The organism is Microbulbifer agarilyticus (genome assembly GCF_020171345.1).
GTDB classification, from domain to species: Bacteria; Pseudomonadota; Gammaproteobacteria; order Pseudomonadales; family Cellvibrionaceae; genus Microbulbifer; species Microbulbifer agarilyticus_D.
In genome coordinates, this window is the sequence record NZ_JAIUZM010000004.1 from 175024 (window position 1) to 200904 (window position 25881).

At 57.1% G+C, this 25881-nt stretch carries 25 protein-coding genes and 1 riboswitch; of the genes, 9 read left to right on the forward strand and 16 right to left on the reverse strand.

Annotation, left to right across the window (positions count from 1 at the left end):
* Positions 1–91: 91 nt before the first annotated feature.
* The 3 genes from LCM31_RS13550 to LCM31_RS13560 all read left to right on the forward strand — a co-directional run bounded on the left by LCM31_RS13550 (position 92) and on the right by LCM31_RS13560 (position 4055).
* Positions 92–1492, forward strand: a complete 1401-nt coding sequence (locus LCM31_RS13550) for an aldehyde dehydrogenase family protein (protein ID WP_224870927.1) — start codon at positions 92–94, stop codon at positions 1490–1492.
* A gap of 4 nt (positions 1493–1496) precedes the next feature.
* Entirely contained in the window at positions 1497–2666 is a 1170-nt protein-coding gene (locus LCM31_RS13555; RefSeq protein ID WP_224870929.1) for an iron-containing alcohol dehydrogenase, read from the forward strand.
* A gap of 264 nt (positions 2667–2930) precedes the next feature.
* A complete protein-coding gene (locus tag LCM31_RS13560; RefSeq protein WP_224870930.1) occupies positions 2931–4055 on the forward strand; it encodes an acyltransferase family protein in 1125 nt (374 codons plus the stop codon).
* A 67-nt stretch (positions 4056–4122) separates the two neighbouring features.
* Here LCM31_RS13560 and LCM31_RS13565 read toward each other — a convergent pair whose 3' ends face one another.
* From LCM31_RS13565 to LCM31_RS13580, 4 genes are read right to left on the reverse strand one after another with little or no spacing between them, the layout of a single operon-like run.
* Positions 4123–4989, reverse strand: a complete 867-nt coding sequence (locus LCM31_RS13565) for a choline/ethanolamine kinase family protein (protein ID WP_224870932.1) — start codon at positions 4987–4989, stop codon at positions 4123–4125.
* Positions 4970–5629, reverse strand: a complete 660-nt coding sequence (gene pnuC / locus LCM31_RS13570) for a nicotinamide riboside transporter PnuC (protein WP_224870934.1) — start codon at positions 5627–5629, stop codon at positions 4970–4972. Before pnuC ends, LCM31_RS13565 begins: the two co-directional genes overlap by 20 nt.
* Before the next feature lie 3 nt (positions 5630–5632).
* Complete coding sequence (locus LCM31_RS13575; protein ID WP_010132468.1) at positions 5633–5893, reverse strand: YkoF family thiamine/hydroxymethylpyrimidine-binding protein; 261 nt, start codon at positions 5891–5893, stop codon at positions 5633–5635.
* Between the two features lie 14 nt (positions 5894–5907).
* A complete protein-coding gene (locus LCM31_RS13580; RefSeq protein ID WP_224870936.1) occupies positions 5908–8049 on the reverse strand; it encodes a TonB-dependent receptor in 2142 nt (713 codons plus the stop codon).
* Between the two features lie 51 nt (positions 8050–8100).
* Positions 8101–8216, reverse strand: a riboswitch (TPP riboswitch).
* A 175-nt stretch (positions 8217–8391) separates the two neighbouring features.
* Here LCM31_RS13580 and LCM31_RS13585 point away from each other — a divergent pair.
* Positions 8392–9780, forward strand: coding sequence for a glutamine synthetase family protein (locus tag LCM31_RS13585; protein WP_224870939.1), 1389 nt, complete (start codon positions 8392–8394; stop codon positions 9778–9780).
* 119 nt (positions 9781–9899) lie between these two features.
* Here LCM31_RS13585 and LCM31_RS13590 read toward each other — a convergent pair whose 3' ends face one another.
* Entirely contained in the window at positions 9900–11168 is a 1269-nt protein-coding gene (locus LCM31_RS13590; protein WP_224870940.1) for a 6-phosphofructokinase, read from the reverse strand.
* 341 nt (positions 11169–11509) lie between these two features.
* Here LCM31_RS13590 and mpl point away from each other — a divergent pair, with 341 nt between their 5' ends.
* The 5 genes from mpl to LCM31_RS13615 all read left to right on the forward strand — a co-directional run bounded on the left by mpl (position 11510) and on the right by LCM31_RS13615 (position 17317).
* Complete coding sequence (mpl, locus tag LCM31_RS13595; RefSeq protein WP_224870942.1) at positions 11510–12907, forward strand: UDP-N-acetylmuramate:L-alanyl-gamma-D-glutamyl-meso-diaminopimelate ligase; 1398 nt, start codon at positions 11510–11512, stop codon at positions 12905–12907.
* 29 nt (positions 12908–12936) lie between these two features.
* The gene (locus LCM31_RS13600; protein WP_224870944.1) at positions 12937–13557 is read left to right on the forward strand and encodes a flavin prenyltransferase UbiX; all 621 of its coding nucleotides are present in this window, start codon (positions 12937–12939) and stop codon (positions 13555–13557) included.
* Between the two features lie 11 nt (positions 13558–13568).
* Complete coding sequence (locus LCM31_RS13605; RefSeq protein ID WP_224870946.1) at positions 13569–13841, forward strand: SelT/SelW/SelH family protein; 273 nt, start codon at positions 13569–13571, stop codon at positions 13839–13841.
* A gap of 65 nt (positions 13842–13906) precedes the next feature.
* On the forward strand, positions 13907–16567 hold the full coding sequence (locus tag LCM31_RS13610) for an efflux RND transporter permease subunit (protein ID WP_224870948.1): 2661 nt from the start codon (positions 13907–13909) through the stop codon (positions 16565–16567).
* Between the two features lie 147 nt (positions 16568–16714).
* Positions 16715–17317: a lipase family alpha/beta hydrolase gene (locus LCM31_RS13615; RefSeq protein ID WP_224870950.1), complete on the forward strand. Its 603-nt coding sequence runs from the start codon at positions 16715–16717 to the stop codon at positions 17315–17317.
* 75 nt (positions 17318–17392) lie between these two features.
* Here the strand turns inward: LCM31_RS13615 and yjgA are convergent, their stop codons facing one another.
* The 11 genes from yjgA to LCM31_RS13670 form a co-directional block, all read right to left on the reverse strand.
* Positions 17393–17923, reverse strand: coding sequence for a ribosome biogenesis factor YjgA (gene yjgA, locus LCM31_RS13620; protein ID WP_224870952.1), 531 nt, complete (start codon positions 17921–17923; stop codon positions 17393–17395).
* A 42-nt stretch (positions 17924–17965) separates the two neighbouring features.
* A complete protein-coding gene (mgtE, locus tag LCM31_RS13625; RefSeq protein WP_224870954.1) occupies positions 17966–19336 on the reverse strand; it encodes a magnesium transporter in 1371 nt (456 codons plus the stop codon).
* 73 nt (positions 19337–19409) lie between these two features.
* Positions 19410–19679, reverse strand: a complete 270-nt coding sequence (locus LCM31_RS13630; protein ID WP_224870956.1) for an HPr family phosphocarrier protein — start codon at positions 19677–19679, stop codon at positions 19410–19412.
* 53 nt (positions 19680–19732) lie between these two features.
* Positions 19733–20602, reverse strand: a complete 870-nt coding sequence (gene rapZ, locus LCM31_RS13635) for an RNase adapter RapZ (RefSeq protein ID WP_224870958.1) — start codon at positions 20600–20602, stop codon at positions 19733–19735.
* Positions 20603–20702: 100 nt separating this feature from the next.
* Positions 20703–21164, reverse strand: coding sequence for a PTS IIA-like nitrogen regulatory protein PtsN (gene ptsN, locus LCM31_RS13640; protein WP_029249935.1), 462 nt, complete (start codon positions 21162–21164; stop codon positions 20703–20705).
* 62 nt (positions 21165–21226) lie between these two features.
* Complete coding sequence (gene hpf / locus LCM31_RS13645; RefSeq protein ID WP_224870960.1) at positions 21227–21520, reverse strand: ribosome hibernation-promoting factor, HPF/YfiA family; 294 nt, start codon at positions 21518–21520, stop codon at positions 21227–21229.
* Positions 21521–21709: 189 nt separating this feature from the next.
* Entirely contained in the window at positions 21710–23173 is a 1464-nt protein-coding gene (locus LCM31_RS13650) for an RNA polymerase factor sigma-54 (RefSeq protein ID WP_224870962.1), read from the reverse strand.
* A gap of 229 nt (positions 23174–23402) precedes the next feature.
* Positions 23403–24128, reverse strand: a complete 726-nt coding sequence (gene lptB / locus LCM31_RS13655; protein WP_224870964.1) for an LPS export ABC transporter ATP-binding protein — start codon at positions 24126–24128, stop codon at positions 23403–23405.
* A gap of 76 nt (positions 24129–24204) precedes the next feature.
* Positions 24205–24738 carry a lipopolysaccharide transport periplasmic protein LptA gene (gene lptA / locus LCM31_RS13660; RefSeq protein ID WP_224870966.1) on the reverse strand — a complete coding sequence of 178 codons (534 nt, stop codon included), beginning with the start codon at positions 24736–24738 and terminating at the stop codon, positions 24205–24207.
* Positions 24725–25288: an LPS export ABC transporter periplasmic protein LptC gene (gene lptC / locus LCM31_RS13665; RefSeq protein WP_224870968.1), complete on the reverse strand. Its 564-nt coding sequence runs from the start codon at positions 25286–25288 to the stop codon at positions 24725–24727. The genes lptA and lptC overlap by 14 nt, the downstream gene beginning before the upstream one ends.
* Before the next feature lie 19 nt (positions 25289–25307).
* Positions 25308–25862 (reverse strand): KdsC family phosphatase, encoded by a 555-nt coding sequence (locus LCM31_RS13670; RefSeq protein ID WP_224870970.1) that lies wholly within the window; start codon positions 25860–25862, stop codon positions 25308–25310.
* Positions 25863–25881 lie beyond the last annotated feature (19 nt).

Below are 25881 nucleotides of genomic sequence, written 5' to 3' on the forward strand. Positions count from 1 at the left end.
CGCCAGGTCGAATAGCTTCGGGCGCGGTGTGCCAGGTACAAGGGTCGTTAAAAAGCAATTCCAATAATTGCGGCAGGAAGCCGGGATCGTTATGCAGAAACTCCAGTGTATTTCTCCGATCGACAACCGCGTTTACGTGGAACGGCCGCTGGCGACGGAGTACGAAATCCAGAATACGCTGAATAGCGCACGCAGTGCCCAGTTTACCTGGCGGCAGGTGCCCGTGGCGGAGCGGGTCGAGCTGGTGCGCGCTGCGGTGGCCAATTTACAGAAACAAAAAAGTACACTCGCCGAGGAAATCTGCTGGCAAATGGGGCGCCCCATCGCCTACGCCGGTGGCGAAATTGACGGTCTTGCCGAGCGCGCGCTGTATATGGCGGATCTCGCCGAGTCCGACACCAGCCCGCTGCAGGATATATCGTTACCGGAGAAAAGCGGCTACACGCGTTTTATTCGCCGTGAGCCTCTGGGCACAAGTCTGGTGATCGCGCCGTGGAATTACCCCTATCTCACCGCCATCAATGCGGTGGTGCCGGCGCTTCTTGCTGGCAATAGTGTAATCCTGAAGCACTCGGCGCAAACGCCGCTGTGTGCCGAACGATTGGTTGACGCATTTCACGAGGCGGGATTACCTGCTGGAGTGTTTCAATATCTTCATCTCGGCCACCGGGATGCGGAGCAAATTATTATTCGCGGTAGTGTTGAGCATGTTGCGTTTACCGGGTCGGTAGCGGGTGGTGCGGCGGTAGAGAGTGCAGCTGCCGGGCGTTTTCTCGCTGTGGGACTGGAGCTTGGCGGCAAGGATCCCGCATACGTGCGTGCCGATGCTGACCTTGAGTATGCGGTGGATTCCGTTGTCGATGGTGCCTTTTTCAATTCAGGGCAATCCTGTTGCGGTATTGAGCGGTTATACGTTCATCGCTCTGCGTATGATGAATTTGTCGCGCGCGCGGTGCAGAAAATCAACCAGTATCGCCTGGGTCGTTCGGATGAGCCGGAAACCACATTGGGGCCACTGGTACGCGCCAGCGCCGCGGATTTTGTGCGCGATCAAATTGACGAGGCGGTGGCACAAGGCGCACATGCGCATATCGATGAGGGGGCCTTTGCGCTGGATTGCCGGGGCAGTGCCTATATGGCACCGCAACTACTGACCAATGTAGATCACGACATGCGGGTGATGAACGAGGAATCGTTCGGCCCGGTGCTGGGGGTGGTGCCGGTGCGCGATGACGACGAAGCGCTGGCACTTATGAATGACAGCGAATACGGACTGACCGCGGCAATTTATTCTGCCGATGAGCAGGTTGCGCTGGACTTGGGTGACCGACTGCGCACCGGCACGGTATTTTTGAATCGATGTGATTACCTGGACCCGGCACTGGCGTGGACTGGGGTTAAAAACTCTGGTCGCGGATGTACCTTGTCCGGTATCGGCTTCGAGCACCTTACTCGACCCAAGTCCTTCAATTTCAAGCTGCCACACGGATAGCAAAATGTCTGATACTGCGTTTTTTTCCAACTGGAATTATCCCACAGCAATGCGTGTCGGTGCCGGGCGCATCGCAGAGTTGCCGCAGCTTTGCCGCGAGCTGGGCATGGGTACACCGCTACTGGTAACCGACCCGGGTTTGGCGGCGCTGCCCATAGTGCAGGCGATCGTAGAGCGGTGCCTGGTAGATGGGATACCGCTGGCGGTATTCAGTGATATCAAAGGTAATCCTACGGGAGAAAACGTTACCGATGGTGTGGTCGCGTTCAGGGCGCACGGTTGCGACGGCGTGATCGCCCTGGGTGGAGGGTCCGCCGTGGACGCGGGTAAAGCCATTGCGTTAATGGTTGGCCAGACACATCCCATCTGGGAGTTTGAGGATGTGGGAGATAACTATCTCAAGGTAAACACCCGCGGCATGGCGCCGGTAATCGCGGTGCCCACCACTGCCGGCACCGGCTCTGAAGTGGGGCGCTCGTCGGTCATTACTGACCAGAGTGCCAAGCTAAAAAAAATCATTTTTCATCCGCGCATGTTGCCGCAAATCGTGTTGCTGGACCCCGAGCTGACGGTCGGGCTGCCAGCACCGATCACCGCGGCTACAGGGATGGATGCACTGTCTCACAATCTGGAAGCCTTTTGCTCGAACAGTTACCACCCCATGGCAGAGGGAATTGCGCTCGAAGCCATGCGCCTGATACATGAGTACCTGCCACGCGCGGTAGCCAACGGCAATGATCTCGAGGCACGTATGCAAATGCTGGCGGCATCCAGTATGGGGGCGACCGCATTCCAGCGTGGGCTGGGTGCCATGCACGCGCTGGCACATCCTCTGGGTGCCGTGTATGACAAGCATCACGGCTTGCTGAACGCGATCCTCATGCCCTATGTACTGGTGGCCAACCGATCCGCGATCGAAGAGCCGATGCGTCGGCTGTCGAACTATCTCGGCCTGTCCGAAACAGGATTTGACGGTGTTCTGGACTGGGTTCTTTTTCTGCGCCGTGAGTTTGGCATTCCCAATACCCTGGTGGAAATCGGTATTGGCGAGGACGCCGCAGGCGAGATTGCCCGAATGGCTATTGCCGACCCATCGGCACTAGGTAATCCGCTGTCACTTTCAGTCGATGATTATGGTGACATTTTTTTGAATGCCTGCCGCGGAGATCACTGATCAAAATCTAAATGGCATCCAGGCATATCTCGCGTTCAACAATCTCTTCTTCGATCGTCTCTCGATGCAGTAACTGTCTGAAATGAAGCCAGCGTGCACTGGAGTCGTTTTTCGCGCCAGTTTCATTCTTCGTATCCCAAGTTTCGGCCAATTCCATTGGCCGGGCGGCAAATTATTTTTATAAGATAGCCGCGCTTTTGGGCTAAATGGAGCGGCCCGAAAATTGCAGTTGTCGTATACATATTGGAGTAACGAGGGGGAGACATGGATCGTCGGTTATATCATCTGGATTTTCTCAGGGCATTTGCGCTATTTGTTGGAGTCTTTTATCGATCAGCGCATGCGGATGCGGGGGGTGGTGATTATGACTTCGTGCGGGATGTTTCAGGAGCGTTCAGAATGGCCTGCTTTTTCTTGATATCCGGTTATTTTTCCTTGGCGCTGATTGAGCGCAAGGGAACTCTGCCTTTTCTCAAGGGAAGACTCGTCATGCTGGTGGTTCCCGCGCTAGTGTGTGTCATTCTGTTGGCGCCATTTACGGCAGAGTGGATGGCTTCCTATTACAGCCAGGTGAGCGCGAACAAAGATTTTAAAATGTTCTGGATGTACCACGCCTGGTTCCTGTTCTCTCTTCTGGCGTATACATTGATCCTGAAGTATACCGTGCGTTTTTCAATGAAATCGGTTCATTGGCTCTCAAAATATATGCCTGAAAACCTGGCTAGGATTGTGTTCTTTTCCATTGTGGTACTCGCGTGCGCCCTATCCTACAAGGTGATACTTCCGAGCTTTATGTGGGAAATTCCCTATATTCACCTGGTCGGACTATTTGTTCTCATTTCTGTGCAGCATTTCCCCTACTTTTTGTTGGGGGTGTTCATGTATATGTGGCGAGATGTATACGTGAAATTCAATAGTGGCTATGTCCAGTGGGGCCTCGTGGCTCTGGTATGCATTGGCGGTTCGGTCGCACTGAGCCTTGTTTTGGGTCAGTATCAGGGAGGGGGGCTTGGGTTGCGGTTCCTTGAATTTTTTGCCGTTGTTTACGAGTACGTTCTGGCTATCCTGTTATCGATTTTTCTCTGTGCGTTCGGCGCACGTTTTCTGGATAAGGATTTTTGGGTTGTCAGGGTGATGGCGCAGTCCGCATACACGGTTTATGTGGTCCATTTTATTATTGTGGCCTTCCTGTTATTTGCGCTTCAACAAATTGGCGTGTCTATGGATGCGCGCATGGCTCTCTCTGCAGTCGGCGCCTGTCTTGGCGGTATGTTGTTCCATTTTGCCATTGTGAAGCGCTTTAAAATTACCTCCCTGCTGTTTAATGGCAAACTGAGTTACGGCCCAAGCGCGACAGATAAAACGGTGGCCAGCCCAGTTAAGGCTTGAGGAGTGTATCGTGATTGCAGGGCACTCTGATGTCTGCCCGCCTTTGCAAGTAGTGGGGGAAGACAACTTAAAATCCCTGCAAAAGGTTGGATAGGTGTTGTTTTAGCGCTTTGATTTTTGTGCCTGAATCAACTTCAGGCATAGTGTCCTGAGAGAGCTGTACTGCATACCATAGTAGCGTCAAGTACGTGTATATCACCCGCCAGTGGCTCAGTCTTAGGAAGTCGTGTTTGCCGGCAGGGCGCCGGAGGTATTCTGTAAGGAATGCTTCTAGCCGAGCGCCCTGTAAATGGTGCTCCTCGGCAATTACCGCGAGTTCATAAAATGGGTCGCCTGTGGCGGCATATTCCCAATCTATGGCGTAGAGCTGCCCGTTTCTGTCTGAAATCAGGTTCTCCCTCTGTAAATCATTGTGACAAAGGACCTTGTGGTCGCCCATGGCCTCAGCAGAGATGATATGGGCGTGAATATCACGATTCAGTTGCCGCAAGCCCTGCTGATCATTCCCTATTGACTGCCGGTAGGCCGAGATCTTGGCATTTATATCGAGCTGAAGATCGATGGTAGGTAGTTGATGGATGCTTCTGGTCAGTCGAGCCAGTTTGCACAGCTGAAGGTGTGTATCCGGTGGCCCAGATGGCCAGACTTTGCCATCGATGAACTGGGTAACTAGGTAGCGTTGATCGGGGTCGCAGTAAACCAGTGGGGCACTGAGCCCCCTGGCCAGTTGCAGAGCCTGTGCCTCTGCCCGGCGATCAAGGTCGAGTTGAACGCTGATCGGAGAGTTCCAGCGCAATACGACCTTTCCCTTAACTGTACTCAAGAGGAAGCTGCGATTCGTCAAGCCATTGGTCAACGGGCGGATCAATTCAGGCTCGGCGAGGCTCCAGCGCCGCCAGTCATCGGGGATAACCTCAGCTGGCCAGGGAATCATTGGGGTTTGGCGCACTGTGATTGAATGAAGTGCTCTGTGAACGGTACAAGGTCAGCCACTGGAAAAACCCAATAATCACCAGTATCACATAGAGTACAAACAGTAAGGCAGTGAGATACATCTCGCGGTCGATGTACAGATAGATCGCCGCACCGTCGATCACAATCCAGTAGAGCCAGTTTTCCAGCACTTTGCGGGTGACCATGTAAGTGGTGACCACTGCGCCCCAAGTGGTAAAAGAATCCAGATAGGGCAGGGCGGCACTGGTGTAGTTATCCAGAACATAGCCAAAGATAAGGGTGAGAGCACCAACACCGGTAAATGCATAAAGGTGCATAGTTGCGGGCCAGCGGTGGATATGCAGCCTCTCCCCATCATCCCGGCGCTGGCGCCACTGCCACCAGCCGTACAGCGCGACTGCGAGATAAAAGATCTGCAACGCGGACTCCATCAACAGGCTGACATCCCAGAACAGGAACAGATAGATGGCCGTGCTGGCAAACGCCGCATACCAGCACAGGATATTTTCCCGCATGGCCAGCAGTAGGTAGGTCAGCGCCAGCACCACCGCTGCCACCTCCCACAGGGACATGGCGGCGTAGGCACTGGCGATGGCTTCGCGAATTTCCGGTGAGAACATCGGTCAGAGCCCGCTATTGGGGTTGAGGTCGCCGTCGATAAACTTGCACACGAAGATCGCGCGACCGAACTGCTCCCAGGACTTGCGCATTTCCGCTTTCAGAATGTCCATGACCACGTCGTAATCACCAAATACCTGGGTACTCATGGTATTGGAGATTACCTGCAGTTGCGGGTGTTCATTCAGGCGCTGGATAAAATCCTTGATGGCCGGAATGTATTCATCTTTCAGCGGGTACATGCTGATTTCTACGGAGAGTTGCATAGCGAGGCTCCCATTTAGAAGGTGTAACTGCCAGAGATGCCGGCAGTGCGCGGTTCACCCAGCTGATAGTAAGCTTCCGGAGCATAGCCATTCGCCGGGTTATTGCCGAACTGATTGCTGAAGTAGAAGCCGCGGGTGTAAATCACTTCATCGGTCAGGTTTCTGCCCCACAAGGATAGGTCCCAGTTGTCTTCGCGGTAGGTGAGGCGCGCATTGATCAGTTCGTAGGCGATGGACTTTTCGTTGTGGCTATTGGAGAAATAAAAGTCGTCTTTACCTTCCAGTTCCACCCGCGCGCTCAGATTGTCGGTCAGCGCGTATTCCGCCCCGGTGAAGAACTGGTAGTTGGGGGCGTGGGCCAGATCGCGGCCACCGAGGTCGACCAGTGTGGTTTCGCCGGTATAGTCATCGCGGGCATCGACATGGGTGCTGCTGATGAAATCTTCAAATTCCGCATTCAGCCAGCCGAAGGTAGCGAACAGTTGCAGGGCATCGCTGGCCTGGAAATTTACCTCTGCTTCAACACCGGCACTGTGACCATTGGCGGCATTCGCCAGGTAGTCATCGAAGGAAAAATCTTGCGGATTGAAGATGGACTGTTTGGCCTGAACATCACTGCGATCCTGATAGAAAGCGGCAACCTGGGCCTGCAGACGATTATTCAGCCAGTCGCCTTTTACCCCGAACTCGTAGTTCAGCATGCTTTCGGTATCGAACAGGAAGGTGTCACTGCCAATGGCTGGGTTGCTTTCGGAAGCGGAAATAATTCGGCCGTTGACCCCGCCGGCCTTATAGCCGCGGGAGAGAGTGCCGTACACCATGGTGTTGTCGGTAGCGTTAAATTGCAGAGTGATATTGCCACCCCACAGGTCTTCGCTGGTGTCATTGCCTACCGCCAGAGAATCGCTGTAATCCGCGCGGCGTTGCTCGAAACGCAGCCCGGTAATCAATTCAAGGCGCGCACCCAGGGCGGTGTTGAGCTGCCCATAGACAGCGGCATTATCGGTGTCGAACTGGCTGGCGAAGCTGGCGTTACGCTGCAGTGCTTCTTCTTCGGTGCGCAGATAGGCACCGGCCACCCAGCCGGTGCTGTCGCCAAACAGGCGGCTCGCTTCGGTTGAAACCAGGCGGATATCGGCGCTCAGGTTGTCGCGCTCGCGCAGGTAATTATCGGTAGAGCTGTACTCCCAGGGGTGGAAGCCCACATAGGACCAGTCTTCATCGTAACCGTATTCAGTATCGGAGTTGGCCACGCTCAGTACGGAGTGGATGGTGAACAGGTTATTGCCGTTCCACTGCATGTTTACCGCGCCGGCAAGGGTTTCCTGACGGTCGTGGCCAGGTTGGTCGGACTGGGTGGCGCGGGCATTGTCGAAGCTGAATGCGTCATAACCATTGTCCGCATCCAGGTAGAAAAGGGTGAAGTCCAGTTGCAGGTCATCGCTCGCTTTAACGCGCAGCTTGCCGCGGGCAACCGTCTCGTCGATATTGTTTGTGTCGGCGCGGTCCTGGTAGCGGTTGTGCACATAGCCGTCGGACTGCTGGTTCTGTACCGCAAAGCGGTAGCTCAGTTGCTCGGATATTGGGCCACTGGTTACCGCAGACAGGGTGTGGGAGCCGTAGCGGGCGGCTTCGGCGGATACCTTGGCGAAGTATTCTTCGCTGGGGGCATGGCTGGTCATGCTCACCAGACCGGCCAGTGCATTGGCCCCGTACACGGTACCCTGCGGGCCGCGCAGGATTTCCACTTGCTGCATGTCCAGTGTGCTGGCGGCTAGGCCGAGGCCGGTAAAGTCGATGCCATCCACGATCAGGCCCACTGACGGATTCACCGGGTCGATGAACTGGCTGCGCTCACCAATGCCGCGAATCTGTACGAAACGACCACGGGAGGCGCCGCTGGAGAAGTTCACATTGGGCGCCAGGTTCAGCAGTTGCTCAAGGTTGGTGGCACCGCGGGTGTCGATGGCGGCTGCATCCAGCACACTGACACTGGTGGGAGTGTCGAGCTGGCTGGCTTCACGCAGCTGGCTGGTCACCGTAACTTCCTCGATGGCGTTTTCTGCGGACACCGCAGCGCTGGCAAATGCTATAGCGGCGGCAATAGCCTGGGCGACTGGTTTGACAATGGACTGGATGCGAACGTTGGAATTCATGGCTCTCTCTGACTGATCGATGAGAGACCCGGTGTGCGACGTGAAGAGGGGAGCTTGTGGACTACCTATTCCTACGCCGGTATTAGCCGGATCAGGTTCAAGGGTTTGCGGTTCAAGTCAATGTGACTTGAGGACATCTCAGGCTTTCGCCACCCCTTAGGTTTACGGGGGCGATGCTACCAGATATAGCGTGGCGCAGGAACACGGGCAGGCAGAGGGTAGCGGGTTTGCCCTCAAGATTTTTTTTGCGCGTATGGATTTGCAAACAGAGCCTTTCCATTACACTGGCCACTCCTGTTCAATCTCTTGGTCAATCCTCTTGGCCAATCCTCTGGAGCCTGTATGAGTCAGCCCGATGTTAATTCCTGGCTGGATGTCCTGCCCGAAGCCTTCCTCGCCTATCTCAATGGCCGTCGCCTGGACGAAGTGGAGTGTATCGTGCCGGACCTGCACGGTATGTCGCGTGGCAAGGCGATGCCGTTAAGCAAGTTTTCCCCGGATGTGTCCATTTTTCTCCCCATTTCGATTTTTTATCAGACCATTACCGGTCAGGATGTAGAAATGGATATCGAGAATCAGTGGGCAGAAAGCGATATGGCGTTGGTGCCGGATATGTCCACGGCAATGGCGGTACCCTGGGCCAAGACACCGGCGTTACAGATCATTCACGACCTGCAGGACCTCAATGGCAACCCAATCCCCTGTGCCCCGCGCAACGTGTTGAAGCGGGTGATTGGTATGTACCGAGAAAAGGGCTGGCAGCCGATAGTGGCGCCGGAGCTCGAATTCTATCTGACGCGGCCAAACATTGATCCTAACGAGCCGATTCAGCCGCCTGTTGGCCGTAATGGACGCTCGGGTAGCTCGCTGCAGTCTTACTCCATGACCGCTATCGATGAGTATGGCCCGGTCATCGATACCATTTATGAATTTGCCGAGGCCGCCGGCCTGCATATTGACTCGGTGATTCAGGAGGACGGCGCGGGGCAGGTGGAGTTCAACCTGCCCCATGGCGACCCTCTACTGCTGGCGGATCAGGTGTTTTACTTCAAACGCATCATTCGCGAAGCGGCGTTGAAAAATGGCATGTTTGCGACCTTTATGGCCAAACCGATGCGCGATCAGCCCGGCAGTGCCATGCACATTCATCAGAGTGTGGTGGATACCGCGAGTGGCAAGAATGTTTTTTCCGGCGAGGATGGCAGTGCTTCCGATCTGTTCCGCTACTTTATTGGCGGCACCCAGAAACATCTGCGCGAGATCATGCCGTTTATTGCCCCCAACGTGAACTCCTACCGCCGCTTTGAGCTTGCCGATAACTCCAGTGCGCCGACTAATACCGGGTGGGGTTACGACAACCGCGCAACGGGTTTGCGTGTGCCGAATTCCGGAGCCCAGAATCGCCGTTTGGAAAACCGGGTAGTGGGTGTGGATGCTAATCCCTATCTGGCGATCGCCGCCAGTCTGGTCTGCGGCTATCTCGGTATGGTCAATGGCGTGGAACCCAGTGCGCCTGCGGCGTCCGAGCTGGATGAGGAGCAGGAGGCGAGTTTTTATCTTCCCGGTACTTTTGATGAGGCGCTGCGAATTTTTGCGGATGCCAGCGAAGTGCGCCAGGCGCTGGGTGAGGATTTCTGTCAGCTGTATGCGGCAGTTAAGTTACAGGAGATGCGTTTATTTCACCGCGAGATTTCTCCTTGGGAACGTCAGCATCTATTGCTAAACGTATAGCCGTTGTGCCTATCTTCCCTAACGAACGGCCCTAATGAGTGCAAATAAAAAAGCCCCCGATGGTTTTCCGCCGGGGGCTTTTTTTGCTTCGTTGATGCTAACTGATTAGTAACCGGTTATTAGACGTCGAAGCCGTCTTTCAGTTTCTTGTCCACCAGCACTTTGTTCAGGCGGGCGTACTGGGGGATGCCATTCTTGTAGGGTGGGTAGTCCTCGCCCTGAATCAGCGGCTCCAGATAATCCCGGCCGGCCTGGGTAATGCCGAAGCCATCTTCGGCAATGAATTCCTTAGGCATGAACTTCTCGATATTCGCCACTTCTGACAGCGGTGCTTCGCCAATGCTCCAGCTGTAGTCGGCCGCCGAGCTACCATTGCGCTCAATGGTCGGCATGATGGCATTCTTGCCGGCGATAGCCGCTTCTACAGCGGCTTTGCCCACGGCATAGGCCTGCTCGACGTCGGTGGCAGAGGCGATGTGTCGTGCAGCGCGTTGCAGGTAGTCTGCCAGTGCCCAGTGGTACTTCAGGCCCAGCTCGTCTTTGACCATTTTGGCCAGTGTCGGCGCGACGCCGCCCAGCTGCTTGTGACCAAAGGCATCAACACTGCCGGCATCCGCGAGGAAGGTGCCATCTTCGTACTGGGCGCCCTCGGAAGCAACGATCACACAGTAGCCGTTGTCGGCAACGGTCTGCTGCACCTTGGCGAGGAACTTTTCTTTGTCGAAAGCCACTTCAGGCAGCAGGATGATGTGCGGTGCATCGCCTTCCTGTTCCTGGGCCAGGGCACCGGCGGCGGCAATCCAGCCAGCGTGGCGACCCATCACTTCGAGGATAAATACCTTGGTGGAGGTTGCACACATGGAGGCGACGTCCAGCGCGGCTTCTTTTGTAGACACCGCGACATACTTGGCTACGGAGCCAAAGCCGGGGCAGTTGTCGGTAAACGGCAAGTCGTTATCCACGGTTTTCGGAATGTGGATTGCCTGGATGGGATACCCCATCTTCTCTGATAGCTGGGAAATCTTGAGACAGGTATCGGCGGAATCGCCACCGCCGTTATAGAAAAAATAGCCGATGTCGTGGGCTTTGAACACTTCGATCAACCGCTCGTACTCGGCGCGGTTTTGCTCGAGGCTCTTCAGCTTGTAGCGGCAGGAACCAAAAGCGCCGGAGGGGGTGTGGCGCAGGGCGGCGATGGTCTCGGTGGACTCTTGGTTGACGTCGATTAACTCTTCTTTCAGAGCACCAACGATGCCGTTTAGGCCGGCGTAGACCTTGCCGATCTTGTCGCTGTGCTGGCGGGCGGTTTCGATAACCCCGCAGGCGGAGGCGTTAATAACGGCGGTTACGCCGCCAGATTGCGCGTAAAAAGCGTTTTTCTTGGACATGACTATCCTATGGCTGCAGTTTCTCGTCAAAGTACACGTCTTGGCGTGTTGTCGGCGGGCGACTTCTATTGGCAGCCTCGCGCGGCGCGAAGTCTAATGTATTCATATGGCAATTGCATGGTATACCGGGCTTTCGGCACATACTGCGGTAAAAGGCCGTGATAAGCTTGGCCGATTGCCGAATAAGGCTGTGTCGCAGCGCGCTATGCCGCTGAACACCAAGCAAGCAAAAACCGCGCCGACAACGGCTGCCGGTCATTACCATGCCCGCATGGCGAAAATGATTGCGTGAACCTTGGGTCTCACCGCAATCCGTATTTTGAGAGAGCATTTCTACTGGCATGCATATTCATATCTTAGGCATCTGTGGGACTTTTATGGGCAGCCTGGCCCAGCTGGCAGTGGCCGAGGGCCACAAGGTCACCGGTTCGGATGCCAACGTTTACCCTCCCATGAGTACCCAGCTGGAGCGTGCAGGCATTACCCTGACCGAGGGGTACGATCCGTCTCAGCTGGAGCCGGCACCCGATCTGGTGATTGTTGGCAATGCCCTGTCGCGGGGTAACCCGGCAGTAGAAGCGGTGTTGGAAAAGGGGCTGCCCTATACCTCCGGAGCCCAGTGGCTGTGCGATCACTTCCTGGGCGGACGCTGGGTGCTGGCGGTTTCCGGGACCCACGGCAAGACCACTACCGCGAGTATGCTTGCCTGGGTGCTGGAATATGCGGGTATGGACCCCGGGTTCCTGATCGGAGGCGTCCCCAGCAACTTTGATGTTTCTGCGCGGCTCGGCGGCACGCCGTTTTTTGTGGTGGAGGCCGACGAGTACGATACGGCGTTTTTCGATAAACGCTCCAAGTTCGTCCACTACCGCCCGCGCACCCTGATTATCAACAACCTCGAATTTGACCACGCAGACATTTTTGATGACCTGGCGGCGATCCAGAAGCAGTTCCACCATCTGGTGCGTACGGTGCCGGCCAGTGGCCTGATCGTGGCGGCCCAGGAAGACACGGTCACCCAGGTGCTGGATCAGGGGTGCTGGAGCCAGGTGCAGCGCTTTGATGTGGAGCAGGCAGACGGCGTGCGTCTGGGAGACTGGTGTGCCGTCAATGTTGCTGCCGATGGCAGTCGCTTTGATGTCCTGCTGGAAGGCAATTCCGTCGCGACTGTGCGCTGGGATCAAACCGGCATGCACAGTGTTAAAAATGGCCTTGCGGTACTTGCCGCCGCGCGTCACGTGGGAGTGGAGCCTGCGGTGGCCGCCGAGGCGCTGGCAAAGTTTGCCGGGGTCAAACGCCGCATGGAATGCCTGGGGGATATCCAGGGAATTCGGGTTTATGACGATTTTGCCCATCACCCCACGGCCATCGAAACCACCCTCAACGGCTTGCGGGCCAAAGTCGGCGAGGACCGCGTGATTGCGCTGATCGAACCGCGCTCGAATACTATGCGCCAGGGGCACCATCGCGACCAACTGGCTCGCGCCTGTGCCGGGGCGGATCTGGTGCTCTGGTACCAGCCGGAGGGGATGAACTGGTCCTTGGATGAGGTGGTCCACCACTCCACCGTGCCGGCGAAGGTTCTCCACAGCATCGAGGCTGCGGTAGAATCCGTTCTCGAACTGACCAGCCCCGGCAGTCACGTGATTGTGATGAGCAACGGTGGCTTTGGCGGTGTACACCAGCGGCTATTGCGTGCGCTTGAGCACAAGTACGGGTCGCAGACTACCAGCGGATAGCCTCGTCACGGGGCGTAACGGATACCCCATTGGCTGAGCCCACATTCTCCAAAACCGTCACTCTCGCAATTACCGGTGCGTCCGGCGCCCAGTATGGCCTGCGCCTGCTGCAGTGCCTGCTGGCCGCACGGGTACGTGTGTGGTTGCTGATCTCAGATGCCGCGCGCATCGTAATCAATACCGAAACCGATATTTCTCTCCCAGAAGAGGAAGAACGCACAGAATATTTTTTGAGCGATCTGTACAATGCGAAGCCAGGTCAGCTGACCCTGTTCAGCAAGCGCGACTGGTTTTCACCGGTGGCATCGGGCACCGGGGCGGCCTCCAGCCTGGTTATTTGCCCGGCCAGCGGCGGCACCCTGTCGGCCATTGCCTGCGGAGCCTCGAACAATTTGATTGAGCGGGCCGCCGATGTGGCGCTTAAGGAGCGCCGGCAACTGATTATTGTGCCCCGTGAGGCGCCGTATTCGGAGGTGCACCTGGAGAATATGCTCAAGCTGACTCGCATGGGCGCGGTGATTCTGCCCGCGAGCCCGGGTTTTTATCAGAAGCCCCAGTCGGTGGAAGAACTGGTGGATTTTGTGGTGGCCCGGATTCTGAGTCAGCTACACATCGAACAGGACCTGTTGCCCCCCTGGGGCGGCAACTGAGTAGTCGAACTATGCAAAAAACGGTCACTATTCACTTTTGCGTGCAGTGCAATTGGATGCTGCGGGCAACCTGGATGGCCCAGGAGCTCCTGTACACTTTTTCCGAGGACCTGGATCAGGTCGCGCTGCGGCCCGGGAGCGGCGGCGTATTCGAGATTCACGTCGGTGACAAACTAATCTGGGAGCGCAAGCGGGACGGGGGTTTTCCCGGGGCAAAAGAATTGAAACAGAAAGTGCGCGATGTACTTTTTCCTGAACGCGACTTGGGCCACGTGGATAAGTGACCTTGAATATCGCGAGTGTGCCAGCATCTATGGCCCTCGCCGTCGATTAAAAAAGCGAATGAATTATGTTGTTGGGCTTAAAGACCTGGTACGAAAAATTGGTCCTCGGACACCCGAAAACCGTGCTTGCGCTGGTGGCATTGCTCACCATCGCCGCTGCTGCGGGTTTGCCGCGCTTCAAACTGGATGCCTCTGCGGACTCCCTGACCCTGGAAACCGATGACTCGCTGGATTTCTTCCGCGAGATTTCCGAGCGCTATAACTCCGGCGACTTCCTTGTCGTTACCTATCGCTACAAGGGCGGGGATCTGTTTAGTGATGAGTCCCTCGCAACCATGCGGCGTCTGCAGGACGAATTGACCATGGTGCAGGGTGTTACCACGGTACAGTCCATTCTGAATGTGCCCCTGCTGTATAGCCCCAAGCTGCCCATTTCCGAAGTTGCCGATGGTATCCGCACCCTGTCTAGTCCGGGTGTCGAGCGCGATATGGTGCGCACCGAGTTTCTCGAAAGCCCCATTTATAAAGAGCTGATTTTGAGCCCCGATGGTGAGACCACCGCCATGATGCTCAATCTGGAGCTTGATAAGGAGGGCCTGGACCTGGTGCGCGAGCGCGATGCGCTGCGTCGACTGCGCAACAGCGAAGGCCTGAACCCGGAGCAGGCCGAGCGCCTGGAAGTGGTTACCGCGGACTACCTGAAACACCGCACCGCACAGGAGGTGCAAGCGCGCGAGCGGGTGCGGGAAGTGCGCGACATCCTCACACACTACGATGATCAGGCGGAGCTGTTCCTCGGCGGCCTCACCATGATCACCTCGGATATGATCGCGTTTATCCAGAGCGACCTGATGGTGTTCGGCGCGGGTATTCTGATTTTTATCGTGGTGACCCTGCTGCTCATTTTCCGTCAGCCGCGCTGGGTCATCCTGCCGCTGATTACCTGTGTCACCACCGCCGTGGCGATGCTGGGACTGCTGTCCTGGCTCGATTGGCGGATGACCGTGATTTCCGCCAACTTTGTCGCCCTGCTGTTGATCATCACGCTGGCAATTACCATTCATCTGGCGGTGCGCTACCGGGAATATTTTGCCGAGTACCCGGAGTGGGATCGCTTCCAGCTGGCCTCGGCCACGGTCGCGTTTATGGCCAAGCCGTGCCTGTATACTGGGCTGACCACCATGGTTGCGTTTATCTCGCTGGTGGTGAGTGGTATTCGTCCGGTGATTGATTTTGGCTGGATGATGACCATTGGTGTGACCCTGGCACTGGTGCTGTCCTTCCTGATCATCCCCGCCAGCCTGATGCTGCTGAAAAAGCAGGACGGTGCTTTGGGCAAAGACAATTCACACGCGTTTACCCAGGTGTTTTCCCGCTTCGCGGAGCACCACAAGGGGGTAGTGTTGGGGGTTGCCGTGCTGGCAGCGATTATTAGCGCTGTGGGTATTTCCCGCCTGAAAGTGGAAAACCGGTTTATCGATTACTTCGATGATTCGACGGAAATCCATCAGGGAATGCTGGTGATCGACCAGCGTCTCGGCGGTACCATCAATCTGGATATCGTGTTGAATAAACCCGAAGATTCCGCGCCCGCATTCGAGGGTGAGGAAGATCCCTTTGGCAGCGACTTCGGTGGAGAAGAGTTGGCTGGGGACGAGTTCGCCGGGGATGAATCAGCCGGTGGTGAAGCTGGCGGCGATCCGTTTGCCGCAGAAGACCCATTTGCCAGCGAGGATCCATTCGCTGCGGACGACCCCTTTGCCAGCGAAGGTGAGGCAGTGGCGCCGGACGCCTACTGGTTTACCGTTGCCGGTTTAAACCAGATCGAGCAACTGCACGACTTCCTCGAAGCGCAGCCGGAAATTGGCAAGGTGCAGTCGCTCGCGACCCTGTACAAGGTGGCGCAGGATCTGAACGACGGCGGCCTGAATGATTTTGAGCTGGCGGTAGCCCGCCAGACGTTGCCGGAAGAGATCAACCAGGTTCTGGTCAATCCTTACTGGTCCCCGCAGGAACAGCAGGCCCGGATTACCATGCGGGTAATGGAGACGGACCCCAACCTGAGCCGGGATGAATTGATTCAGCGCATTTACACATTCGCCGAAGATGAAATGGGGTTGGCCCCGGAGAATGTGCGTCAGACTGGTATGCTGGTGCTCTACAACAACATGCTGCAGAGCCTGTTTAAGTCGCAGATCCTCACCTTGGGTGCGGTGTTTGCCGGCATTCTGCTGATGTTCCTGGTGTTGTTCCGTTCTCTGTCTTTGGCGGTGATTGCGCTGGTGCCCAATATGCTCGCCGCCTGTGTGGTGCTCGGTGGCATGGGGCTGGCGAATATCCCGCTGGATATGATGACCATTACCATTGCGGCCATTACCGTGGGTATTGGCGTGGACCATGCGATCCACTACCTGTACCGCTTCCGCGAGGAGTTTGCCAAAGACGGTGATTACGTGGCGACCATGCATCGCAGCCACGCCACCATTGGCCGGGCCATGTTCTATACCGCCATTACCATCATTGCCGGTTTCTCGATTTTGGCCCTGTCGAAGTTTGTGCCATCCATTTACTTTGGCCTGCTGACCGCACTGGCGATGTCCGCGGCGCTGCTGGGCTCCCTGACCCTGTTGCCGCTGCTGTTGGTGCTGTTCAAGCCGCTGCCAAAGCCTGCGGGGGAATCTTCGCCGGGAAAGCCGCTGCCGGTGGCTGAGGCCTGTGCTGGCTGACAGCGCTTGCCGGTAACCGTTGATCGCTTGAATTTCGGGCCCGTGGATGTGAATCCCCGGGCCCGAATTGTTTTCGTTCACCGCACCACCCTTCTAACCTTATGGGATACGCAGCGGTAAGCTGGCTGACCTGTGGATGGTGTGGAAGTGCGAAAAAGTCGCGTAGCGATACTGATTCCGGGCATCTTTGACCGGGGCAATTCGATGCTCAGGATGCAGCACGCCCTGAGCCTGGCGGGGTTCACCGCGCACAATATCAAGCTCAAAACCAACAGTGGCTGGCACGGAATGGAACCCATGGCCCAGCAGCTACACGATTTGGTGGAGCAGGTAACCCGGCAGGGGGAGACCTGCGCGCTGGTGGGGTTCAGTATGGGGGGAATAGTCGCGCGCTATTATCTTCAGCGCCTCGGTGGTGCGGACCGGGTGCACAAGTTTATTTCCCTCTCCAGCCCGCATTTTGGCAGTGCCTGGGCGCACCTCTTGCCGTATAAGGGCGGGCGTCAGTTGCGCATCGGCAGCGATTTCCTGGGTGACCTCAACAGCGATTCGGGCTTACTGGAGTGCACCGCGCCCGTCTCTATCTGGACGCCCTACGATACCACCATCGTGCCTTACACCAGCTCCCGTCTGCCGCTGGGGAAAACCTACCAGGTGCCGGTCAGTCTGCACCGCTGGGTGCCACAAAATCCGCGGGTGATTGAAATCGTTGCCCAGGAGTTATCGAGTGTACTGGTAAGGCCCTGGTGATTGCGGGCACGGGGCCCGCGTGCGGAAATGTGGATAAGTGCGCCCGATCGATGAGCGCTGGAGAGTTATCGGCTGTTAGCCGTTCTGCATAAAGAAATCGCGCAGGTAGCGAAACAGCTTACGCTGATTGGTGGGCGCCTTTTTATTGGCAATTTCCTTGTTCGATTCGCGAATCAGGGCGCGTAATTGCTGGTGGTCGACACCGGGGTAGGCGTCGAAGAAGGCACTCTGTGCTTCCTTTCCTTGCTCCAGCAGTCGCTGGCGCCAATCTTCCGCCATGCGGTCAAAGCGCAGGTGTTGGTGATCCTGCTCCTTGTGCTTGTTCAGTACAGCCTGTATCGCCTCTACATCGGCATTGCGCATCAGTTTGCCAATAAACTGCAGTTGCCGGCGCCGCGCTTCGCGGGACTTGATGCGGTGCATGGTTTCGATGGCGTCTGTGAGCTCGGCATCCATCGGTACTTCCGCGAGCTTGGCCGCGCTCAACTCGGTTAACTGCTTGCCCAGTGCCTGGAGTTCATGCATTTCCTGTTTGAGCTGGGTCTTGCTCTTCGGCAGGTCCTCGTCAAATTCATCGTGTGAGTCAAAGTCGTCGGAATTGTGCATAAAACATCTCAAGAAATTTGGCGCTCCACGGCAGGAGCGGCATCAGGCGAAATACAAGGTAGCGAGACCGAGGAAGGACATGAATCCTACCACATCGGTCACCGTGGTCAGTGCCACGCCACCGGCCAGCGCCGGGTCGATGCGCATGGCGCGGAGCGTCACCGGCAAGATGGCGCCGGCGAGAGCGGCGGTAATCAGGTTGATGACCATGGCCGCAATAATAATCCAGGCAATGCGATGATCCCCAAACCACAGCGCGGTGATGGCACCGAGGACCGCGGACCACAAGATGGCATTCAGCGCCCCGCTGGCCAGCTCCCTAGACAATAGCCAGCCCAGGTTGCTTTTGCCTATCTGGCCGAGGGCCATGCCGCGGATCACCACCGTGAGCGTCTGGCTGCCGGCAACACCGCCCATGCTGGCGACAATAGGCATTAATACCGCCAGTGCAACCACCTTGTCGATGGTGCCCTGGAACAGGTTGATAACCCAGGACGCCAGCAGTGCAGTGAGCAGGTTGACCCCGAGCCAGATGGCGCGGCGAGGAGCGGTGCGTGCGACGGTGGCGAAGGTGTCTTCTTCTTCGTCGAGACCGGCAAGGCTCATCAGTGAGTGGTCCGCATCTTCGCGGATCACATCTACCACGTCATCGATGGTGATGCGCCCGAGCAGGCGCTTGTGCTCATCCACCACCGGCGCGGTTACCCAATCGTATTTGGTAAACAGCCGCGCCACTTCATCGTCGGGCATATCGGCGGGGATCGGGTCCACATCGGTCACCATAATTTCGCGCACGGTGACGGACGGATCGGTGGTTAACAGCTTGGTTAGTGGCAGCAGGCCGATAAATCGGTCTTTGCGGGTCACCACAAACAGGTTGTCGGTGGACTCGGGCAATTGGTCGTGCCGGCGCAGGTAGCGTAAAACCACGTCCAGGGTGAGGTTGGGGCGCACGGACACGATCTCGGTGTCCATCAGGCCGCCGGCCGTTTCCTCATCGTAGGCGAGGACGCTTTCCACGCGCTTGCGATCGCTCTCGCTCATTGCCGAGAGCACCTCCGCCATCACCCGCTCCGGCAGCTGCTGCAGGATATCGGCGACGTCATCCGCATTCAGCCCCTCCATGATGGTTACCATTTCCTTGGTATCCATGGTGGAGAGGATCTGGCTTTGCACTTCGTCGGGGAGCTCTTGCAGGACTTCCCCTTCCACGTCCTGATCGATGAGTTTCCACAGGACCTGGCGGATGTGTGGGGGTGAACTTTCCAACAGCTGGGCAATACTCTGCGGCGACAGGGATGCCAGCATCTGCTGTACTTCCCGGCCGGTGCCGCTATCCAGCGCCGCATACAGCTCGCCGAGCTGCTTTTGCGCGCGGAAGGTAAAGTCGGTATTGGTGGCGGGATTAACCACGTTGTTTCCTGCTTGCTGGTGGTATTGGGTGAGTGCCGTGTATGGCGACGTATAAGCCGGTTAGGCTGAACGCTTACTCACCCTCACCGAAGCGGTCATTGATCAGTGCACAAATGGCTTCGTGTGCGGCGTCTTCGTCGCAGCCGATGACTTCCAGTTCCAGTTCGATGCCCTTGCCAGCGGCCAGCAACATTAGCGCCATCACACTCTTGCCATCCACCGCCTTGCCCTGACAGTGCACCTTCACCTCAGAGGAAAAACGGGCGCTGGTTTGGGCAAACTTGCTGGCGGCACGGGCGTGCAGTCCAAGCTTGTTGATGATGGTGATCCGGCTTTTTTGCATGGGCGCTGTTCTTCTGGTTATCGGTGCGGGTAGTGAGGCATTCCCTGCGGGCGTCAGCCCCGCTTTTTTTCTTGTTCCCGGTGGCGTACCTGGATGTTTTCAAAGGTCTCGGCGAAATGCTTGGCGAGAGCTTCCACCATATACACGGAGCGGTGCCTACCGCCGGTGCAACCGATCGAGACGGAGGTATAACTGCGGTTGCTCTGCTGGTAGGAGGGCAGCCAGCGCTCCAGATACGCGGTGATATCCCGCTGCATATCCTCGGTTTCCTGATGTGAGCACAGAAACTCGGCGACCTCCGGGTCCTTGCCGGTCTTCTCGCGCAACTCGGGTACCCAGTAGGGGTTGGGCAGGCAGCGCAGGTCAAACACCAGGTCCGCATCCACGGGTACCCCGTGCTTGAAACCGAAGGACTGGAACAGTACCGCCATGCCCGGTGAGTCCTTACCCACCACGCGGGTCTTAATCTGGTCTCTTAGCTGGTGCAGGCTGAGATTACTGGTATCGATCACCAGGTCGGCCATGGAAGCGAGCGGCGCGAGGATCTCTTTCTCGCGATTGAGTGCTTCCAGCAGATGGGTATGGCTGTCGCTCAGTGGATGCTTGCGGCGAGTCTCACTAAAGCGCTGTACCAGCACCGGCGAGCGTGCGTCCAGATAAACCACGTCGCAGTCCACGCCATTTGCGCGCAGATCGTCAATGATCTTCGGGGCCTGGGCCACATCCTGCCAGAGGGTGCGCGCATCAATACCCAGTGCCAGCTGGGTGTTTTCCTCCGGCGGCTGCTGGCTAACGCGGCGCAGCAGGTCCGGCACCAGGCTGGTGGGAAGGTTATCGATACAGTTGAAGCCAACGTCTTCCAGCAGCTGTAGGGCAGAACTTTTTCCTGAACCCGAACGGCCGCTGATAATGACCAATCGCATTGCTGTCGCGCTCCTTGCTGGTTGGCTGGCACCGGTTTTGGTGTAGCGGTGGCGAACCGTGCCAGTATAAAGCAGTCACCCCGGGTAGCGGGGTGGAAATTTATGCCGCTGCAGCGCTGTTAATGGCCAGCGCGTAGAGTTCGTCGCTGGTGGTGGCGTCGCGCAGTTTTTCCCGCACCCGGCTGTCGCTGAACAGGGCGGCAATCTCCGCCAGGGTATCGAGGTGTTCCTGCTCGGAGTCTTCGGGGACGAGTAGCGCAAACAGCAGGTCAACAGGCTGCCGGTCGATGGCATCAAAATCTACCGCAGGGGAGGTGGTGCACAGCACGCCAATCGGCTTCTCGCAGCCGGGCAGGCGGCAGTGGGGGATAGCAACCCCTTCACCGATGCCGGTGGAGCCCAGCCGTTCACGGGCGACCAGCTGGCTGAATACCGTGTCGGCATCCAGCTCGGGGAACTGTTCAGAGATCGCCTGGGCGATATTGAGCAGCAGCTTCTTCTTGCTACTCCCCGCGAGGTGGCAAAGGCTCAGGCGGGGAGAGAGTAATGCTTCCAATGTCATAACGTACAGATGATCTAGCGGTGCAGGTCAGCCGTTGCCCTTGGGTACTTTGGGTACTGAGACTAGCGGTGACTGCGTAACTTCTCTTTATGTTTCAGCAGCTGTCGGTCGAGTTTGTCCGTGAGCGAATCGATCGCTGCATACATGTCGTCAGATTCCGAGTCGGCAAAAATATCCTTGTTGCCGGTTACATGCACCAGGGCCTCGGCTTTCTGAGTGAGTTTGTCGACAGACAGGGTGACCTGTGCATTGTTGACGAGGTCATTGTGGCGGGAGAGCTTGTCCAGTTTGGTCAGGCAGTAATCGCGAATGGCCGGAGTAACTTCTACATGGTGACCACTAATATTGATCTGCATGGATTTCTCCTTATTGGGTACAACACGAATCCTGTCGCACCCCCGCACAGGGCGGCAACCCTACTAGGAAGTGCGTCAGAATGGAAGGATACACTCGCTGGAGGGCTATTGGTTGTGCGGAATACTGCTTTCAGGACTCGAAGTAGCCGGTATGCGAGGCGGGTTTCCGCTAGAAGGTGACCGATTTGGTTAGACCAGTCGCTTGCGCTCACTGGAAGAGGGGATGCCCATGGATTCGCGGTACTTGGCCACAGTGCGCCGCGCGACTTTGATGCCCTGAGAGTCCAGTTCCTGGGTGATTTTATTGTCGGATAGTGGCTTGCGTGGCTGCTCGCCATCAATCAGCTTGCGAATCAGCGCGCGAATGGCGGTGGAGGAGGCGTCCTCACCGGAGTCGGTGCTCACGTGGCTGGAGAAGAAGTACTTGAGCTCGAACACGCCGCGCGGGGTGAGCATGTACTTCTGGGTGGTCACCCGCGAGATGGTGGACTCGTGCATGCCGATGGTCTCGGCAATATTCGCCAGTACCATGGGTTTCATGGCTTCGGGACCCTGCTCGAAGAAGCCCTGTTGTTTTTCCACGATGCTGCTGGCCACCTTGAGCAGTGTCTCGTGGCGGCTTTGCAGGCTCTTCAGGAACCAGCGAGCCTCTTGCAGGTTGTCCCGCAGGTAATTGTTTTCACTGGAGTTATCCGCCCGCTTGATCAGTGCAGCGTAGGTGTCGTTGATGCGCAGCTTGGGGGTGGTTTCCGGGTTTAGCTCCACGACCCAACGATCCTGCTTGCGGGTGACGATGACATCCGGGATCACATACTGTGGCTCCTCGCCACCAAAGGCTTCACCGGGATAGGGGGTGAGCGTCTGAATCAAGCGCATGACCTCGCCGAGCTGCGACTCATTGAGTCGGGTGCGCCGACTTAGCTGGCGAAAATCGCGCTTGCCCAGCAGGTCGAGGTGCTGACCGACCACGGTCAGCGCCTGTGCCAGCCAGGGGGTCTCCTCGGGCAATTGGCGTAACTGCAGGATCAGGCTTTCACGCAGGTCGCGGGCACCACAACCAACGGGTTCGAGCTGCTGGATTGTCTTGAGGACCGCGGTCACTTCATCGGCATCCACTTCAAGGGATTCCGCCAGTTCTTCCACGCTCGTGTCGAGAAAACCATTCGGGGCGATAGCGTCGATGAGCGCTTCACCGATCTGCTTGTCTGAGTCGGTGAGTGGGGTGAGGTTCAGCTGCCATACCAGGTGGTCCTGCAGGCTTTCCGAGACCGCGTTGCGCTGCTCCAGTGCGTACTCTTCCGTTTCCCCCGCACCGCTGCTGGTGCCACCGGAGTAAATATCATCCCAGCGGGTATCTACCGGCAAATCGTCGGGAATGTCGTTGCTCCATTCGCCATCGGCGGTGGATTCTGCCTGCGGCTCCGGCGTGCTCTCGGTGCGCTCTTCGGCTTGCTTTGCCGGGGTGTTCTGGTCTTGGTGGGACTCGCCGGCGTGCTCGTCAAAATCCGACTCGAGTAGCGGGTTGCTGTCCAGTGCGGATTGAATTTCCTGTTGCAGATCAAGCGTCGACAGTTGCAGCAAGCGAATAGCCTGCTGCAGCTGAGGGGTCATTGTCAGCTGAGTGCCGAGTTTTAACTGGAGTGACTGCTTCATAGGGGGGTGCCGGCAGAAAAATCTGGCGATGACCCGTCGCAAAGAATTTTATTCCTTTGGCGGCGGGATAAGGCTCATTTCCTGCAGACTACCCCGGGGCGGGTAGGAAGACAAGGGGTAAGTTAAGCAATAAGTATGCCGAAAAAGTCACGCCTTCCGGGTTGGGGGGAATACCCGTGACAAAAATCTCTATTTTTGAGTATTTTGGGAAAGCCTTTCCGAAAAATGCTCAAATTATGAACTGGTGACCCAGGTACACATCTTTCACGCGTTTGTTTTCGGCGACGTCTCTGGGGTTGCCCGAGGCGATGATGTGGCCTTCGCTGACGATGTAGGCGATTTCACAGATATCGAGGGTCTCGCGCACATTGTGGTCGGTGATCAAGACGCCAATGTCGCGATCCCGCAGGTGGCGAATGATTTGCTGGATATCGGCGACGGAAATAGGGTCAACGCCGGCAAAGGGTTCGTCCAGCAGTACGAAAGCGGGGTTGGTCGCCAGCGCGCGGGCGATTTCTACCCGGCGGCGTTCGCCGCCGGACAGTGCCATGCCAAGGCTCTCGCGAATATGTGTGATGTGGAACTCTTCCAGCAATGACTCGAGGTGCTCTTTGCGCTGTGCGCGATTGAGGTCTTTGCGGGTCTCCAGGATCGCCATGATGTTGTCTTGGACCGACAAACGACGGAATACCGAGGCTTCCTGCGGCAGGTAGCCAATACCCTTGCGGGCGCGACCGTGCATGGAGAGGCCGGTAATGTCCTCATCATCGATCATTACCTGGCCGGCATCGGCCTGTACCAGGCCCGCAATCATGTAGAAGCAGGTAGTTTTGCCGGCGCCGTTGGGGCCGAGCAAGCCTACAACCTGTCCGCTGGATACGCTCACGGACACGTCCTGAACAACTTTGCGCTTTTTGTATTGCTTGGCGAGGTGAAGCGCCTGGAGCGTTGGCATTGCTTAATTCCACTGTCAGCGCGCAGTGCGCTGCTTGAGTTTGTTGGGCATGATCTTGTTGGTGTAAGAGGCGGTGTTATTGCCCATCCTGTACAGGTTTGGCTTCCGGCTTCCAGATCATCTCGACCCGCTTCTTTTCCGACTGGCCCTGGGCCTGCATCTGCTCGCTATTGAGGTCGTAGTCGATGCGCTCGGCAGACAGAGTGTTGCCATCGCGATCGACAAAGGCTTCACCGGTCAGCTGCAAGGCATCGCGTGCCACCAGGAATTCAATCCGCTGGGCGCGCGCCTTCACCGGGTTGGTGCTTTCCTCCACTTGCTGCTGGAAGTGCGCGGGCTTGCCGGTGGCGACCACCTTGTTGATTTCGCCTTTGCTGTTGCCGTGCACTTCCACTCGGTCTGCGCGAATCTGTAGTGAGCCCTGGCTTATCACCACGTTGCCACTGTAGATAGACAGGTTTTTGCTGCGGTTGGCCTCGAGGTTGTCGGCGGAGACTTTGACCGGCTGCTGTCGATCGTCGGGCAGTGCGAGAGCTTGGGGGGCCGCCAGTACGCAGGCTGCGGTGAGCGCGAGTACGGCGATTTGCCCGCGAGAATTAGCGAGTTTCATAGCGACTTTCCACATTGGAGAGTATCTCTACCTTGTCTTGTTTGAGGTCTGCCCGCAGGCCTTTGCCGGTCGTGACGTTGGCGCCATCGGTAATGGTAACAACTTTGTCGGTTTCGGCGAATTCCTCGCGGGGCTTAAGAATGATTTTTGGGGTGCGCAGGGTGATTCCCGGTTGCGGCAGCTCGGCGACGGAAACGTCTCCCTGCAATACAACTCTCTGGCCGTTGTTAAAAGCGATACCTTTGCGCGACTCGGTGCGCCATTTTGTGTTTTCACCCTGATAAAACATCATGCGCGGTTCGGTGAGGTCCGCGCGGTCGCGGCGGGCAAACCGAAAGAAGGTAATGCGCTCGGCGTCCACTTCATAGGCGAGATTGCCATCGATGTTGTAGTGGCGTGTACGCGCATCGCGAATGATCAGGTCCGCGGCGCGATTATGTTCCTGTTGCGTGGGGCGTTTGCCCAGTAGCTGCTCCGGGGGGCTCTCGGTAAACCAGAGCCCAGCGGAGATGAGAGCCACCACGATCACCAGGGGGAGCCAGGTGCGCATTCCGTTGTTTCTTCCTTTTTCAGTCTGCTAAATAAGGAGCGAGGGCGGCCTCAAAGGTTCCCTGCGCCTGCATAATTCGGTCGCACACCTCTCTCACTGCACCCATGCCACCGCGGCGCTCGGTGACAAACAGCGCGCGCTCCAGCACCGGGTGCGCGGCATCCGGGACCGCAATCGGGCAGCCTACTCGGGTCATCAGTTGCAGGTCCGGGTAATCGTCGCCAACGTAGGCGATATTATCCAGATCGTAGGGCTCATTGGCGAACAGCTCCAGGAACGCGGTGTACTTGTCCTCGCGGCCCTGGATCAGGCGGGTGATGCCCAGATCATGCGCGCGCTTCTCCACCAGGGAGCTGCGGCGACCGGTGATGATCGCCACGGCCACGCCCGATTTTTGCAGCATTTTAATACCGTGCCCGTCCAGGGTGTGGAAGGTCTTCTGTTCGTTGCCCTGGTTGTCGAAATACAGGCGGCCGTCGGTGAGCACGCCGTCGACGTCCAGGATCAGGTGGCGCACCTTGCTCAGCTTTTCGTGAATCCGTTGGTGGCTGGCGGTGGAAGTGGGGTGGGTCAAAAGTATCGTCCTTCAATAT

Bases quoted from the DNA above. Each gene is read 5' to 3' on its own strand.
- LCM31_RS13575 (WP_010132468.1), bottom strand. From the start codon at position 5,893: ATGCAACTCTCCGTAGAAATCAGCATGTACCCGCTGAAAGATGAATAC.
- LCM31_RS13580 (WP_224870936.1), bottom strand. From the start codon at position 8,049: ATGAATTCCAACGTTCGCATCCAGTCCATTGTCAAACCAGTCGCCCAG.
- ptsN (WP_029249935.1), bottom strand. From the start codon at position 21,164: ATGACATTGGAAGCATTACTCTCTCCCCGCCTGAGCCTTTGCCACCTC.
- pnuC (WP_224870934.1), bottom strand. From the start codon at position 5,629: ATGTTCTCACCGGAAATTCGCGAAGCCATCGCCAGTGCCTACGCCGCC.
- lptC (WP_224870968.1), bottom strand. From the start codon at position 25,288: ATGCGCACCTGGCTCCCCCTGGTGATCGTGGTGGCTCTCATCTCCGCT.
- LCM31_RS13555 (WP_224870929.1), top strand. From the start codon at position 1,497: ATGTCTGATACTGCGTTTTTTTCCAACTGGAATTATCCCACAGCAATG.
- LCM31_RS13605 (WP_224870946.1), top strand. From the start codon at position 13,569: ATGCAAAAAACGGTCACTATTCACTTTTGCGTGCAGTGCAATTGGATG.
- lptA (WP_224870966.1), bottom strand. From the start codon at position 24,738: ATGAAACTCGCTAATTCTCGCGGGCAAATCGCCGTACTCGCGCTCACC.
- LCM31_RS13550 (WP_224870927.1), top strand. From the start codon at position 92: ATGCAGAAACTCCAGTGTATTTCTCCGATCGACAACCGCGTTTACGTG.
- lptB (WP_224870964.1), bottom strand. From the start codon at position 24,128: ATGCCAACGCTCCAGGCGCTTCACCTCGCCAAGCAATACAAAAAGCGC.
- rapZ (WP_224870958.1), bottom strand. From the start codon at position 20,602: ATGCGATTGGTCATTATCAGCGGCCGTTCGGGTTCAGGAAAAAGTTCT.
- LCM31_RS13650 (WP_224870962.1), bottom strand. From the start codon at position 23,173: ATGAAGCAGTCACTCCAGTTAAAACTCGGCACTCAGCTGACAATGACC.
- hpf (WP_224870960.1), bottom strand. From the start codon at position 21,520: ATGCAGATCAATATTAGTGGTCACCATGTAGAAGTTACTCCGGCCATT.
- LCM31_RS13560 (WP_224870930.1), top strand. From the start codon at position 2,931: ATGGATCGTCGGTTATATCATCTGGATTTTCTCAGGGCATTTGCGCTA.
- LCM31_RS13585 (WP_224870939.1), top strand. From the start codon at position 8,392: ATGAGTCAGCCCGATGTTAATTCCTGGCTGGATGTCCTGCCCGAAGCC.
- LCM31_RS13610 (WP_224870948.1), top strand. From the start codon at position 13,907: ATGTTGTTGGGCTTAAAGACCTGGTACGAAAAATTGGTCCTCGGACAC.
- yjgA (WP_224870952.1), bottom strand. From the start codon at position 17,923: ATGCACAATTCCGACGACTTTGACTCACACGATGAATTTGACGAGGAC.
- LCM31_RS13630 (WP_224870956.1), bottom strand. From the start codon at position 19,679: ATGCAAAAAAGCCGGATCACCATCATCAACAAGCTTGGACTGCACGCC.
- LCM31_RS13565 (WP_224870932.1), bottom strand. From the start codon at position 4,989: ATGATTCCCTGGCCAGCTGAGGTTATCCCCGATGACTGGCGGCGCTGG.
- LCM31_RS13590 (WP_224870940.1), bottom strand. From the start codon at position 11,168: ATGTCCAAGAAAAACGCTTTTTACGCGCAATCTGGCGGCGTAACCGCC.
- mpl (WP_224870942.1), top strand. From the start codon at position 11,510: ATGCATATTCATATCTTAGGCATCTGTGGGACTTTTATGGGCAGCCTG.